This window comes from Limnoraphis robusta BA-68 BA1 (assembly GCF_034932365.1).
GTDB classification, from domain to species: domain Bacteria; phylum Cyanobacteriota; class Cyanobacteriia; order Cyanobacteriales; family Microcoleaceae; genus Capilliphycus; species Capilliphycus robustus.
In genome coordinates this window covers 1-13,964 of the sequence record NZ_JAYGHR010000113.1, presented here as the reverse complement: position 1 = coordinate 13,964, position 13,964 = coordinate 1, and the positions used below count along the sequence as shown (strand labels likewise).

Annotated in this window: 10 protein-coding genes; 6 read left to right on the top strand and 4 right to left on the bottom strand. The window is 41.1% G+C overall.

The features are described from left to right. Positions 1-433 precede the first annotated feature (433 nt). Positions 434-2,290 carry a caspase family protein gene (locus VB836_RS29870; protein ID WP_323225150.1) on the top strand — a complete coding sequence of 619 codons (1,857 nt, stop codon included), beginning with the start codon at positions 434-436 and terminating at the stop codon, positions 2,288-2,290. Positions 2,291-2,787: 497 nt separating this feature from the next. After that, positions 2,788-5,052 carry a glycosyltransferase gene (locus VB836_RS29865; RefSeq protein ID WP_323225148.1) on the top strand — a complete coding sequence of 755 codons (2,265 nt, stop codon included), beginning with the start codon at positions 2,788-2,790 and terminating at the stop codon, positions 5,050-5,052. A gap of 59 nt (positions 5,053-5,111) precedes the next feature. Here VB836_RS29865 and VB836_RS29860 read toward each other — a convergent pair whose 3' ends face one another. Beyond that, the gene (locus VB836_RS29860) at positions 5,112-6,746 is read right to left on the bottom strand and encodes a Ppx/GppA phosphatase family protein (RefSeq protein ID WP_323225146.1); all 1,635 of its coding nucleotides are present in this window, start codon (positions 6,744-6,746) and stop codon (positions 5,112-5,114) included. Positions 6,747-7,049: 303 nt separating this feature from the next. Here VB836_RS29860 and VB836_RS29855 point away from each other — a divergent pair, with 303 nt between their 5' ends. Continuing rightward, positions 7,050-7,934: a 4-hydroxybenzoate solanesyltransferase gene (locus VB836_RS29855; protein WP_046277656.1), complete on the top strand. Its 885-nt coding sequence runs from the start codon at positions 7,050-7,052 to the stop codon at positions 7,932-7,934. Between the two features lie 17 nt (positions 7,935-7,951). Here the strand turns inward: VB836_RS29855 and VB836_RS29850 are convergent, their stop codons facing one another. Continuing rightward, a complete protein-coding gene (locus tag VB836_RS29850; RefSeq protein ID WP_323225144.1) occupies positions 7,952-8,998 on the bottom strand; it encodes a DUF389 domain-containing protein in 1,047 nt (348 codons plus the stop codon). A gap of 106 nt (positions 8,999-9,104) precedes the next feature. On the opposite strand from VB836_RS29850, the gene VB836_RS29845 reads away from it, so the two are divergent. The 3 genes from VB836_RS29845 to VB836_RS29835 all read left to right on the top strand — a co-directional run bounded on the left by VB836_RS29845 (position 9,105) and on the right by VB836_RS29835 (position 11,561). Continuing rightward, positions 9,105-9,623 carry a TIGR00725 family protein gene (locus VB836_RS29845; RefSeq protein WP_323225142.1) on the top strand — a complete coding sequence of 173 codons (519 nt, stop codon included), beginning with the start codon at positions 9,105-9,107 and terminating at the stop codon, positions 9,621-9,623. A gap of 232 nt (positions 9,624-9,855) precedes the next feature. Continuing rightward, the gene (locus tag VB836_RS29840; RefSeq protein ID WP_323225140.1) at positions 9,856-10,749 is read left to right on the top strand and encodes a class I SAM-dependent methyltransferase; all 894 of its coding nucleotides are present in this window, start codon (positions 9,856-9,858) and stop codon (positions 10,747-10,749) included. Between the two features lie 104 nt (positions 10,750-10,853). After that, positions 10,854-11,561, top strand: coding sequence for an HAD family hydrolase (locus tag VB836_RS29835; RefSeq protein WP_323225138.1), 708 nt, complete (start codon positions 10,854-10,856; stop codon positions 11,559-11,561). An 82-nt stretch (positions 11,562-11,643) separates the two neighbouring features. Here VB836_RS29835 and VB836_RS29830 read toward each other — a convergent pair whose 3' ends face one another. Both VB836_RS29830 and VB836_RS29825 read right to left on the bottom strand, forming a co-directional pair. Continuing rightward, positions 11,644-12,666 carry a Gfo/Idh/MocA family protein gene (locus tag VB836_RS29830; protein ID WP_323225136.1) on the bottom strand — a complete coding sequence of 341 codons (1,023 nt, stop codon included), beginning with the start codon at positions 12,664-12,666 and terminating at the stop codon, positions 11,644-11,646. Between the two features lie 74 nt (positions 12,667-12,740). Further along, a complete protein-coding gene (locus tag VB836_RS29825; RefSeq protein ID WP_323225134.1) occupies positions 12,741-13,580 on the bottom strand; it encodes a YwiC-like family protein in 840 nt (279 codons plus the stop codon). Positions 13,581-13,964 lie beyond the last annotated feature (384 nt).

Sequence of the window (13,964 nt, the reverse complement as noted above, 5' to 3'; positions counted from 1 at the left end):
AGAACCCTCAAAATGTATTAACGAGGAGCTGTACTTAGGCTTTCAAACTATTGTATTATCTAGGTTCGGCTGCTTTCGAGTCAGTTGTCTTTTCTCGAGCGCATTTACTAATGTAGCTGAGTCTTCTAGGTTTGTCAACACTTTTTTGAAAGTTTTTTTGGGAGAGGACTAGGAAAAACTTTAATCCCAAGCACAGAGGAGGTTTCAGGGATTTTGGTCAAGGCTGAAGATCAGGGGCAGTTACTTAGACTCTTGTAATTGTCCAACTTATGACGGTCTAGGTGCTTCTCCCCCGAGAGGATTCACTCTAGCTTTTTGGGACAATACCCGCGTTCCAGATACCCAGTCCTTATATAAGAAGTTTTAGAGTCGGCACATTGAGTGTGCTATCGTTTTTGCAGAGATTCAGACCTATATCTAAAAGGTGTCAGTGATGAAACATCACGCTTGCATCACAATTGGAATTAACCAGTATCAATATCTACAACCCCTCAGCTATGCCCAGAGAGATGCTGAGGCTCTACATAGCTTCCTGGTTGAAAAGGCAGGGTTTTCACCCGACCAAAGTTTATTAATGAGTGACACCTCACCCGAAGTCTGGGGAATTCCCACTTATCCCAATCGCGATAACCTCGACGATTGGATCGACGCCCTCTGTAAAGAACAGTTGCATTCTGGTGATCAGCTTTGGTGTTTTTTTAGTGGCTATGCTCTCACCCATGAAGGACAGGATTACCTGATGCCCATTGACAGCAATCCTGCAAATATAGAAGCGACAGGACTATCTATAAAGTCACTATTTGAGAAACTCAAACAAGCTCCTACCTCAGAACTACTGGTTTTGCTGGATATAAACCGTAGTCAAGGGGCGCGTGCTGGGACTGCCGTCGGAGCAGCCACAATGGAACTCGCCAACCAAATGGCAATTCCCACGTTACTCTCCTGTCGCCCTGACCAAGTTTCTCGAGAAACCTCAGCTTTACGTCATGGATTTTTTACCGCAGCCATTTTAGAGGCACTAAACTCTGGAGAATGCAAAACGATTCAAAGTTTGTGTCATTTCCTGAGCAATCGCCTACCCCAGTTAACAGATCAACACCTGCGACCCAAACAAAACCCTGTGTTTGTACTCAATCCAGCAGGCAAAATTGATCAAATCATACTACCCGATCAGTTGCCAGCCACTGTGACAATGGCAAGCCATAATGGAAGTAGTATTCTCAATTCAGCTTCAGAACACAAGCAAAATGGAGCTGCCCCTAAAACAACTGATAGCCGAGTCAAATTTCCTTTAAGGTTTGGCAGTCCCCATTCCAATAAAACGCCTGAACATTCCTCCGTCAAGCCGACTCCAACGACAACCGCTCATCAGTCTCCCAATTCAACACCAGCTCAGATCGACCCCCCGGCTCTAAAAACTTCTACCAAAGAAACTATGTCGGATAGATCATTTTTACAGCAACTCATTCTCTGGAGTGGAGCGACTGCACTATTACTACTACTGGGTGTCTTCTACACGAACAAGTCCATCTTTCTCGGTCAAAAAACGACAGGGATTTCATCAACCAGTCCTATAGAACTGATCGATAATCCATCTCAGCAAGCTTCCCCGTCAAAACCCAACTCTAGTAGCTCTTCCTCTGCTAATCAGGGAACAACAGCGCCAGAAAATCAGCTTGATAGTCAAACTTTGCTGGAGCGTTCCAAAGCCTCTTTACAAAATGCTTCAGCATCTAGCTTTAGCAATGCAATCGTTATTGCTAGTCAAATTCCCCAACGAGATCCCCTCTATCCATCTGCTCAAGAAAACATAGAACGTTGGAGTCAAACTATTTTAGATATTGCTGAGGCACGAGCGCAAACAGGCAAATTCTCCGATGCACTAGCTGCGGCTAAACTGGTCCCTCAGACGAATCGCCAAATTTATCAACAGGCGCAACTCCAAATTCAGAAATGGGAACCAAAGCAACAACAGATTCAGCAAAGTTTTGCTCGCTTAAAAGCAGCACAAACTCGAATTAAACCAGGACAAGCTTCGTCCTATAGTGATGCGATTAACGAAGCTCGTAAGATCAAACCAGACGAAGCTAGTTATCAGCAAGCCCAACAGTCAATTTCACAATGGAGTGCAGATATTTTAAAAGTTGCTCAGTCCCGCGCTCAGAACAAACAGTTTGAGAGTGCGATTCAAGCCGCTCAGTTAGTTCCTGTGGATACATCCTCACACGCAGCAGCACAAAAAGCGATCGCTAGCTGGCAAACTCAACTCAAGAGTAACAATAAAAATTGACAACTTTTAACCTTGACAGATAGTAATCTAAGTCGGTTTGCTTTTGTGAGCAGAATCAATCAGAAAAAGTATAGATATTGAGTTGATTGACTATTGTCAAGGAAAAATCAAAAATGTTGAGTGTTTCCTTAGTATGAATTCTTTTCATCAAACGACCACGTGAGGATATCAATCTGAAAAAATTAGTAGCGAAAAATGGGGTAGGCATTGCTTACCCTAATTGGTTTGGGAATTGCCGAGTCAGAATTTCACGGGATTCTCAGTTAAAACTTATGAAATATTAACCAAAGTGTTGTTTAATATTCTATTTTGAGCAAAAGTTTTCAAGCTCAAAGGCTGACTTTTACAGTGAACAGATGATTTCACTGAAATTTTATCATTCAATTTTAATAAAAATGTTAAATAATGTAACAGAGTCACTTTGTTGAGGTCTGACTTTTACAGCGACTCGGCTGCTAGAGCGAGTCAATATCCGTCAATTTAGGAGTTTTCATAGTATGACATCTGGGTATAATCAAAGCTTGAGACAACGCCTTATTTTGAGTATCAGTCGTCCCCGCATCGCCACATTAATTTTGCTGAGTCTGATTACTTTGTTTGCAACGATTGCATGGGGATGGTTTTCTGGAGAAGAAACAATTAGCCATTTTTTTGCTCATATTCATCTTGGACAACAAAATCCTCCGATTTGGATACAAGCACCACAGATTTCACCAAAATATCTATTATTGCCCACAATTGTATTAACAACAACTGCTCTAGCGGTCATCAAAATTTCTCCTTACCCTAAGTTATGGTCACGGGTAATTATTGTCGCAATTGTGTTAGCTTTAATGATTCGCTATATTTTATGGCGATCGCTATCTAGTTTAAATTTAAGTGATCCGTTGAATGGAACATTCAGTGTAGGGTTACTCTTATTTGAAGTCTTAATCTGGACTTCAGCTATTATTCGACTGTGGTTAATGCTGAAAATCAAAGATCGAACTCAGCAAGCCAATCAAATGGAAATTGATGTCAGAGAGGAAAAATACACCCCAACAGTTGACATTTTAATTCCCACCTATCAAGAACCCGCTTTCATTTTAAAGCGCACGATTATCGGTTGTCAAGGGATAGATTATCCTCAAAAAACAGTTTATTTACTTGATGATAGTCAGCGTCCAGAAATCAAACAACTCGCTCAAGAATTAGGATGCAAATATATTGCTAGATCCGAAAATATTGACGCTAAAGCAGGTAACTTAAATCATGCACTTCCTTTAACTCGGGGTGAACTGATAGCCGTTTTCGATGCAGATTTTATTCCAACCCGGAATTTTCTCCATCGAACTATTGGCTTTTTCCAGGACAAAAAAGTGGCTCTAGTTCAAACACCACAAAGCTTTTACAACCCCGATCCGATTGCTCGAAATCTAGGCTTAGAAAAGATTTTGACATCGGATGAAGAAGTCTTTTATCGACAAATTGAGTTACTAAAAGATGGAGTAAATAGTGCAGTTTGTGCTGGAACATCGTTTGTTATTCAGCGTCATGCCTTAGAAGAAATTGGTGGATTTGTAACAGAATCTACGAGCGAAGATTATTTCACAGGGATTCGTTTATCTGCGAGTGGCTATCAACTCATTTACCTGAAGGAAAAACTAAGTGCTGGACTCGCAGCAGAAGATATGACCAACTATTTTGTGCAACGGGAGCGATGGGGTAGAGGAACACTGCAAGCTTTCTTTATTAACTCTAATCCTTTGACCATTCCAGGTCTAACATTGTCTCAGAGATTAGCACATTTAGAAGGATTAATTAGTTGGTTAGCCAGTTGGGCTTATGCTTACTTCTTAAGTATGCCATTAGTTTATGCCTTTTTAGGAGTTTTTCCGATCAAAGCAACCTTAGAAGAATGGTTGTATTTCTTTGTCCCCTATTATCTGGTTCAATTGGTCGTTTTTAGATGGCTAAACTATCAGAGTCGTTCAGTCATCATTTCAGGAATTTATGAAGTGATTCTCTGTTTTCCCCTGTCTTTAGCAGTTCTTTTAGCATTGATTAATCCCTTTAAACAGAAATTTAAAGTGACTGAAAAAGGTCTTGCTAGTGATCAATTTACATTCAATTGGAATCTTGCTTTACCTTTGATTCTGTTATTCATTGCGACCGTGATCGGACTGTTAAAAATATTAGGAGTTTGGGGAACAGTACCAATAACTACTGAAGTTGCTGAACTGTCTCAAAATTCCCATCTCGCTTTACTTTGGAGTGCGTACAATTTGTTGAGTATTGCTGCCGCCATTTTCGCTTTAATCGACGCTCCCAAATCCGAGAATGATGATCAGTTTGAACTCCGAAAAATTATCCGGTTAGAACTAGCAAACCAAACGTTTTGGGGAATCACAAGCAAACTATCAGAAGTCGGAGCAGAAATTGAGATTACTCGAGAATTTATTGACACAACTCAATATCAAAACTTTCTGCTTTCCGCTCAGTCTTTACCTGTTCAGCTAGATATAATAGATGAACAAGTAAAGCTAACCGCAGAAATTATAAGTTCCACTTTGGTGGATTCATATCTGACCCTAAAAGTCAAGTTTAAACGAGTAAGTCTTTCTCAACATCGACAGTTAGTAAAAATGCTCTTTTGCCGTCCAGGTCAGTGGAAAGAGCGACAAGCACCCGGAGAACTCTACTCATTATTCTTGATAGTTAAAACGCTGTTAAAACTACCTTTTTTGCGTAACCGTAACGAACAAAAAACTAGAGTAGGTTAATCACAACTCTAGTCGCTAAACTTGATCAAACTGACCTTATTTACAACATTGAACTTGAATCACACCACAACGGCTAAGGATTCTAAAGATGCAACCACTTTCAATCCATACTCGATCTCAAAAGCTTCTTTTTCAAAATTCAAACTCCATAACTCCAAAGCACAATCATCTTGAGGATCAGCAGGTTTTAGGCTGATCAGAAATTCTCCAGCTTCCCAATGACACTGACAGTTCACCTGAGCGACTGCACCAATTTGTCGTCGATCTAAAGCAACCGCCAACCGCAGTATAGGGCTTAACTTATCTACAATTTGGCGGTGTTTTTTAGGAAGACTTTGATAATTTTCGTGTTTTTTCTTAGGTGGGCTTTTCCGATGATAACGCGCTAAATTAGCAATGGTTTCAATTTCTGTCTCTGTATATCCTAGAAGTTCTCCATGTCGAATTAAGTAATAAGAATGCTTATGAAGAGCGGAATGACTAATGTACAAACCACTATTATGTAAGATTCCAGCGGCCCATAAAAACTCACGTTCTTCTGGGCCAAAATCGTGAAGAATGCGTTGAGTTTGGTCAAACAAATTCAGTGCAAAAGCGGCGACTCGTTCACCATGATCTAAGTCAACCTGATATTTTTGAGCAATTTTCAGGATGCTGCGCTGACGGATCGAACTTCCATAGCGTAATCGATCTTCAATTAATCCATGCGTCAGCATCCAGTCAACAATTACGCCTTCTCGGAGACTCCGTTCACAAACTGTTAAAGAGTCAATTTTTAGAAGGGTCATTGCTTCTTGTAATATCAAAGCGCCTGCTAAAATAATCTCAGCCCGTTTATCAGAAATACCCGGAATTTCCAAGCGTTCAGCATAAGACATTTTGCGAAACCGATTGACCAAATCTTGCAAATCACTCAATTTCAGTTCATAACCCGTTAAAGGAGTAGGTTCGGTTCCTAATTTTTCGCGAGCATTAATAATAGCTAAAGTTTCAATCGTTCCCGATGTTCCCAGTAAACGTAGAGGTTCTCCTTTTTTGAGATTAGAAGCCAGTTCATCAACTGTTCGTTCTAACATTCCGCGAATATAAGCCTGTAAATATAAAAATTCATTCCGACTAATCGGATCACTTTTAACATAGTCTTGAGTGAGACGAACGGCACCTACTTTCGTACTGCTTAAAAATATAGGTTCTCGACCTTCTCCTAGAATTAACTCTGTAGATCCCCCTCCAATATCAATAATAATGTGAGGTTGATTGTTAAACTCCATTGCAGATAGAACCCCTAGATAAATTCTGCGGGCTTCCTCTTGACCTGAGATGACACTAATATCTAGATTCAATTCATCAGAGACTTGTTTGATAAAATCTCGACCATTGGGCGCTTCTCGGACTGCACTGGTTGCGACGGCAACAATTTGTTCAGCATTATAAGTTTTAGCGATTTCTTGAAAACGACGTAAACAGATAATTCCTCGTTCGATCACTTCAGATTTTAAACGACCTTTTTGATCAAAATCACCGAGCCGAACCATGTCTTTCTCTCGATCAATAATGGTAAAACTCGGCAATGTCGGATCAATTTTGACAATCACCATATGAAAGGAGTTTGTACCGAGATCGATAGCCGCAATCATTCGATCTAAGCCTGGGGAAGAAGCAGAAATTTTAGTTGTAGAAACTGAATTAACCATGAAACTTAAATTAGAGCGTTCATTATATCGATCATCTCATACAATCAACCCGAAGGAGTATCCGGTTTTTTGGTCGATAGAGATTCTCACTCAAATCCTAGCAGAACTTTCCCCTTAAGAACAGCATTCAAATCGGTGAGTTTTTCGATTAATTGCCACTCAAATCCGAAGAGATTCGATCTAAGCTGCCGAAAACAGTCAACTCATCGTAATCAAAACTCAAGGGGCGATTACCCATGACAGGCTAACGCAGAAACTATAGAATAAAAACTGAAAACTGAGCGCAAATTGAAACCAATCGAGATGCTAATTCAATCTGAGCCTAAATCTGAATCAACTTTAATCCAAATTGTTCGATTGCTGAGATGGGATAAACCCGCAGGACGCCTCATCTTAATGATTCCTGCACTTTGGGCGGTGTTTTTAGCCTCACAAGCAACACCACCCTGGATTTTGGTTCTCGTGATCATATTTGGCAGCGTCGCTACCAGTGCCGCCGGATGTGTGATTAACGACTTGTGGGATCGCGATATTGATCCAGAAGTTGAACGCACTCGAAACCGTCCCCTCGCTTCTCGGGCGCTAACGGTAAAAACGGGTATTGTTGTTGCTTTTATTGCCTTTGCTTGTGCTGCGGGGTTAGCCTTTTACCTCAATCCCCTGAGTTTTTGGCTGTGTGTCGCCGCCGTACCTGTAATTATTGGCTATCCCCTCGCGAAACGGTTTTTCCCGGTGCCGCAATTGGTGCTTTCTATTGCTTGGGGTTTTGCGGTTTTAATTAGTTGGAGTGCGGCGGTTTCACATTTGGAACCTGCAACTTGGTTACTTTGGGGAGCAACTGTGCTTTGGACTTTGGGCTTTGATACAGTCTATGCCATGAGCGATCGCGAAGACGACAAACGTATGGGGGTTAATTCCAGTGCGTTATTTTTTGGCGATCAAGCGGCTGATGCAGTTGGTATTTTCTTTTTGGCTACGGCTAGTTTATTAGCAGCGCTGGGAATTCAGATGGAATTACATTGGGAATATGGGGTGAGTTTGGCGATCGCTGTTGGAATTTGGTTTCAGCAATATCGTCAATTACGACAACCCGAAATTCCCAAACCAGTTTATGGTGAAATTTTTCGTCAGAATGTTTGGGTGGGTTTCATTTTATTAGCCGGAATGATCAGTGGAACTTTGTTGTAGGAATAAACCCTAAATGTTCAAGGCAATAATTTCTTCTTTCCTAAATGAATGGTCTTCATTTCTGAGTTTATATCCTGTTTCTTCATTGATTTATTATCCGCTTCCGGCAAATCCTCTAACAGTTTTTCTGCTCTGACTTCTGTCACTGAGTCTAATAAAACAATCAGTTCAAACTCTCGCCCCATTCTTTCTTCAAGAAATTCTTGAACTAAACGAACTTGTTTGGGAGTAATTGGCTCTTCTGAGCGAACTTTCAGATAAACAGAAGCAGGCCGTTTTGTCCAAATCATATCAGTATCGAGGAGTTCCACTCGCTGACCTGTCAGTGTATTTTTGGTGAAAATTCGCGTAAGATTATATTCGACTTGACCTTGAATGATTAATCGAATTAAACTTAATCCCAACGGAAAAAATAAGATTCCGGTGAGGATAATCGCCCAGCCAAATGCTAGATTCATTCGACTATAGCCTGTCACAATAAAAACAATCATACAGGCGAGGGTAATCCCTAACAGGTTGGTAAAATACAGTAAAAAAGCACCATAACTCTGACTCCAAATTCCTTGAGATAGGGTTAAACCCACTGCACATAAAGGCGGCATTAAGGCGACGGCAATCGCCGTCCCTGCTACGGCATCGTTAATTCCTTGTCGAACTTTAGAAAAACCACTGAGTCCGCCTGCTACGACTGCTATTCCTAAGTCAATCAGTGTGGGTTCAGTCCGAGCCAGAACTTCTGATCCAAAATACTGAAAACCTGTTATACGCCCTAAGAAAATCGATAATAGTAAGGCAACTACAGTAGCAGCCGACAGTGAAATAATACTCCGGCGAAATAAATCTGTATTCCCTTCTAAAGCGGCAAAAGCGAGTCCTCTGAGCGGTAACATTAAAGGAGCAACTAACATCGCCCCAATAATCACAGCCGTGCTGTTACTCAGTAACCCAAATGTGGCAATCAAACAGGAGGTAATAACCAAAACTATGTAGTTAGAATTCAGGTTAGATTCTGCCATTAACTCTTGGTGCATCTGAAGAATGGCAGGTGCAGGAACTTTAGCCATAACAGCAAGTTTAATTAAAAAGAATAGAGCTAGAATAGCATACCAACTGTAGCTTTTAGATATTTTTTCAACTTTTTTTAAAGATAAAACCGTTTTAATTTTCCCTATGAAAAAAACGATTATTGGTGTTATGGGTCCAGGTGAAACAGCAACCTCAGTTGATCTCGAAAATGCCTATCAACTTGGTCAACTGATTGCCCAACAAGGATGGGTTTTATTAACAGGAGGACGAAACGTTGGAGTCATGGAAGCAGCCTGTCAGGGTGCCAAATCTGCCCAGGGTTTAACGCTTGGAATTTTGCCAGGAGCAACTTCGTCGGGAATGTCTGAAGCGGTTGATATTGCTATTTTTACCAACTTAGGAAATGCTCGAAATGCGATTAATGTTCTTTCCTCTGATGTGGTCATTGCCTGTGGAATGGGAGCCGGAACAGCCTCAGAAATTGCCCTAGCTATCAAAGATAATAAAACTGTCATTCTACTCAATCAATATCCAGAAAGTCAAGTCTTTTTTCAAAACTTATCTCCCCGTCAAGTTGATCGAGTTGACACCCCTCAAGAAGCTATTCAGATAGTCATGCACTGCCTGTCTGAACAGCCTGTTTATCCCGATGACTGTCACTAATATTTAGGAGTGAAATCGTTTTTCCCGGCAACTCCAACTGATCATTGATCCGAATCTGGCAATCTTAAAGATTGATGGTCTAGAATATCCCTGATACCCAAAAATTGAGTGGAGTTGTCCAACCCAAACTCAAACCAGACTCAACTCAAACTGCACAGGTTGAAAGGTCAAATGTCAGTTGACTCAGGTTATCAACCTCAACATCACCTAATCTAACTCAAAACGAATTCCTATGTCCGTTCGTCAAGATACAATTTTCAAACAGTTTCTCGCCCCGCTTGTTGAGAATATTCTCATTGATCGAGAAGCCCTAAAACAATTTCAGCAAAGCATTAATTGGGAGAAAGAAACCACTCGCATCACCAATCCTCGTTTAACCTATCCAGACTATTACCAATCTCAAGATTTTCACGGTATTAAAGGCGGATATCTAAACCCAGAAGCTGCGGTTTATTACGATTCGATTACCCAGTATGTTTTACCTCCTTCTGAACCCATTGTTAGACAAGGATTGATTGAGAGGATTCGAGTTAAACCCCGTAAAATTCTAGATTTAGGATGTGGTACAGGTTCAACAACATTACTTTTGAAACAAGCCTTTCCCTCAGCAGAAGTGATCGGTGTAGATTTATCTCCTTATCTGTTAGTTGTCGCTGAAGTCAAAGCCAAAAAAGCCGAATTAGACATTAAGTTTAAACAGGCTAACGCTGAAACAACCGGGTTTGATGAAGCATCTTTTGATCTCGTCAGTGCGTCTTTTTTATTCCATGAAACACCGCCAGAAATTGCTCAAACCATTGTAAAAGAGAGTTTTCGTTTACTGCGCGTTGGTGGAGAAATGATTGTTTTAGACGCAAATCAACACACATTGCGTCAGACAGAATGGTTAACCGAAATATTTGAGGAGCCTTATACTAAAGCCTATGCTGCGGCGAGTGTAGATGCTTGGATGACAAAAGCCGAATTTGCTAAAGTACAAACGGATCAGTGGTGGTGGGTTCATCAAATTAGTCAGGGGATTAAACCCATTCTGAACAATACCTCAACATCAGTGAATTCTCAGACTCAAGTAAGCTACAATAATCCCACATTTGATCATTCTGCTGGACTACCAGCACCCGCTTAAATCATCAGTATAATGATGTTTTTTTTCGAGGTTAACTTGAAAAAATTTCTCTTTTATCACCCGGAATGTTCGCTGTTTAAAATCATTTATAGACTTCAGTTTCTATGACTCTAAAAGCAATTTTGTTTGACTTCAACGGTATTATTATTAATGATGAGCCGCTTCACGAACGGCTAATTGAGCAGTTACTCATTGAAGAAAATTTACGTGCTAAACCTGATGAATTTCGAGAATATTGTTTGGGACGTACCGATCGCGGTTGCTTGAGAGACTTACTCAGCAGTCGGGGTAGAGTTGTTACCGATGAATATCTTGAACGGTTAATTCATCGCAAAACTCAAGCCTATTGTCAACAAATGGAAGCCATAGAAGAATTACCCATTTATGCAGGAGTTCAAGAGTTTGTTTTAAAAATTCACGCGGCTGAGTTGAAAATGGCGGTTGTCAGTGGAGCGGTACGATCAGAAATAGAATTGATCTTAAATCGTGTTAATATTGCTGAATATTTCTCGGTGATTGTAGCCGGAGATGAGATTACAAACAGCAAACCCGATCCCGAAGGTTATTTATTAGCAGTTGAACGACTCAATCAAAAATACCCAGAACTCAATTTACATCCATCCGAATGTTTAGCTATCGAAGATACATTTCCAGGAATTAAAGCCGCTCAACAAGCAAAAATTGCGGTTGTAGGAGTCGCTCATACTTATCCCTTTCATATGCTTCAACGGGTAGCAAATTGGTCTGTTGATTGTTTCTCTGATCTTGAACTAGAGCGAATTCAACAAAGTTATGAGTTGGAAGTTGCATGAACTTAGAGGAGTTAAAAGTGTGGCGATCGCACCCAACGATTAGACTTGCGATCTTCGCCCAACAACGAGCGCCAAAACACACCTAATTTTCCATCACAATAGTTTCACCCGTTTCGGCTGACTGTTTGGCTGCATCGGCAACTTTTAGCGTATAAGCACTTTCTGAAGCCGTAACATAAAGAGGAGTATTATGTAATAGATGATCTAATACAATCTGAGTATCTTTAGCAAATAATCCCCGACGAGTACCCACTTCTATCGTTTGTGAACTCTCCCCTTGAATGAGTTGACCTTGTTCGGGTGTGAAAATTAAGGTTCCATTCTCACCATATAACGTAAATGTATTTTCAGATTGCCAAAAAGCTTCTCCTTTACCATAAACTGACTCAGCTACAATTCCATTTTTAAATTGCAGTTGAGCGGTACACAAACAAGCTTTATAATAATCTATTTTTTCCTCTGCTTGTTCATTCCAAAAGCGGCTTTGACAGTTAACCGTTTGAACTTCACCAAACAAATCAGTTAAACGATGAAAGCGAGAAAGCGCACCCGAAAAAGGAAACCCAAACAACGAGTGTTGATAAGTCCATTTATCGGGAGCAGGGTGTTTAGGGCTGATCGTAATATAACGAACGTAAAACACCTGACCAATATCGCCTAGAGAGTTCTTAATAGCGGTGTGCAACCCTCCCAACAGTTCTATATGTTCGACGTGTAGGAGTTTATTCTGGTGTTGAGCGAGGGTGATCAGTTCTTGGGCAACAATCGGATCTAAACTGAGGGGATATTCGACAATAACGTGTTTATGATTTTCTAACGCGGCTCGTACAATCATGCCATGATCACGGTTAATGGTCGAAATAACCACTAAGTCTAGATCTTCGCGTTTGACTAATTCTTCCCAAGACGCAGAGGCTTCCACACCCAAGCGTTGACAGAGGGCTTTCGTCTTATCTGAAGTATGGCCTGTGAGGGTTATCAGTTGCGATCGCCAGTCTGTTTTTAATGTCTCCGCTCGGGTTTGAGCGGCATATCCCGTCCCTACAATACCGACTCGAATGGGTGTTGAGATAGGACTATAACAGAAAAGAGCGCTTTGCACCATAAAACAATTATTTTTTGATCTTCGGCAGTTTCATTGTCGCTCTTTAGCGTGATTTCGCATAGATCTTCGGCAGATCACGAAGTGGGTAAATGAGCCGGAAGAACACTAATGGCTGCGATCGCAATATACATCAAAGCCCATCGGGTTTCAAAGATAGCAACATAATGAAATTTTGTCGTGCGATACCACTCAAAGCGCCAACAAACCATCATAAATTTGAGTAATGCGACGGCAAAAGCCAGCGCTGTTACTAGAGATAGACAGTTTAAGCCATAGAGGATGATCACGATAACACTGGCGACTGTATGATAAACGGTTCCGGCTTTCAGGGACATGGTTTTCTTTTTTCGCAGCTTGAAGGTAAATACCGCACTCCCGAAAAACAGAGTATTGAGTATCCACAGGGCGATCGCATCAAAGGATAAATGTCCAGTTGTTGCGGTATAAGCCAGAGGTGCAGCTAAACAGATGGCGGTAAACCCGTTGAGTTCGTTGACAATGGATTTTTGTTTGTGGTAGTAGACATGAAGAGCATCTATGATCAAGGCGATGCTCCCCATCAGGTAAATCCACAGTAACTCGGGTGTCTGTAGATAGAGTTTGATCGCGATCGCTAGAGCAATTGTTCCATAGAGTCCTGTCCATAGCACAAAGCGGGGCTTCCAACTGCGCCGTTGCTTAATTTGTAAAATTAGAGGATATTCGGCTTGCAGGGCAAAGAAGGCACAGATCAGGGCGAGGGTAGTTGAGCTTGTCCAGTGTTGAGCTAAAGCCGATCCAGTGAGAACTGCTCCTAATAGAATTAGCAAAATACCCTGTTCTGGAGAGAAAGTTGGGCGATACCAAGCTTGTAACTTCGAGGGAACTTGTTGCGGCGATGGAGAAGCTGTAGACGGAAGAGTTGATGCTGTCATGGTTCTGGGGTAGGAAAAGGGTTAAATGGGTCAGGGGTTAGGTTAAATATTTATTGCAACTTATTCTCAATAATATCGATAGGGTATGGGGAAGAAAAGTATCTGAGTCTACAGAAAATTCAAATTTATTGTGGTAGGGTCTGGAAAATTATTAAAAATAATTCAGAATAAGGGCAGTGAGTGGGATGATTCATACCAATTCTTTATGAAGCTGCATCTAATTGATCCCCCCCAACCCCATCCCCCCGGCTTCGCCACCCCCCTTTCAAAGGCAGGGCTGTTTCATTCTCAGTTAAAAATTGCCGGGGTTGATGGGGTGATGGGGTGATGGGGTGGTGGGGAGAGGATTTTTTTCCGATGAAAAATAGCTTTTTGTTAATAAAA

What these genes read in the sequence shown, in the direction of transcription:
- VB836_RS29830 (WP_323225136.1), bottom strand. Translation starts at nt 12,666, where the DNA reads ATGGTGCAAAGCGCTCTTTTCTGTTATAGTCCTATCTCAACACCCATT.
- VB836_RS29825 (WP_323225134.1), bottom strand. Translation starts at nt 13,580, where the DNA reads ATGACAGCATCAACTCTTCCGTCTACAGCTTCTCCATCGCCGCAACAA.
- VB836_RS29855 (WP_046277656.1), top strand. Translation starts at nt 7,050, where the DNA reads ATGCTAATTCAATCTGAGCCTAAATCTGAATCAACTTTAATCCAAATT.
- VB836_RS29845 (WP_323225142.1), top strand. Translation starts at nt 9,105, where the DNA reads ATGAAAAAAACGATTATTGGTGTTATGGGTCCAGGTGAAACAGCAACC.
- VB836_RS29860 (WP_323225146.1), bottom strand. Translation starts at nt 6,746, where the DNA reads ATGGTTAATTCAGTTTCTACAACTAAAATTTCTGCTTCTTCCCCAGGC.
- VB836_RS29850 (WP_323225144.1), bottom strand. Translation starts at nt 8,998, where the DNA reads ATGGCTAAAGTTCCTGCACCTGCCATTCTTCAGATGCACCAAGAGTTA.
- VB836_RS29870 (WP_323225150.1), top strand. Translation starts at nt 434, where the DNA reads ATGAAACATCACGCTTGCATCACAATTGGAATTAACCAGTATCAATAT.
- VB836_RS29865 (WP_323225148.1), top strand. Translation starts at nt 2,788, where the DNA reads ATGACATCTGGGTATAATCAAAGCTTGAGACAACGCCTTATTTTGAGT.
- VB836_RS29835 (WP_323225138.1), top strand. Translation starts at nt 10,854, where the DNA reads ATGACTCTAAAAGCAATTTTGTTTGACTTCAACGGTATTATTATTAAT.
- VB836_RS29840 (WP_323225140.1), top strand. Translation starts at nt 9,856, where the DNA reads ATGTCCGTTCGTCAAGATACAATTTTCAAACAGTTTCTCGCCCCGCTT.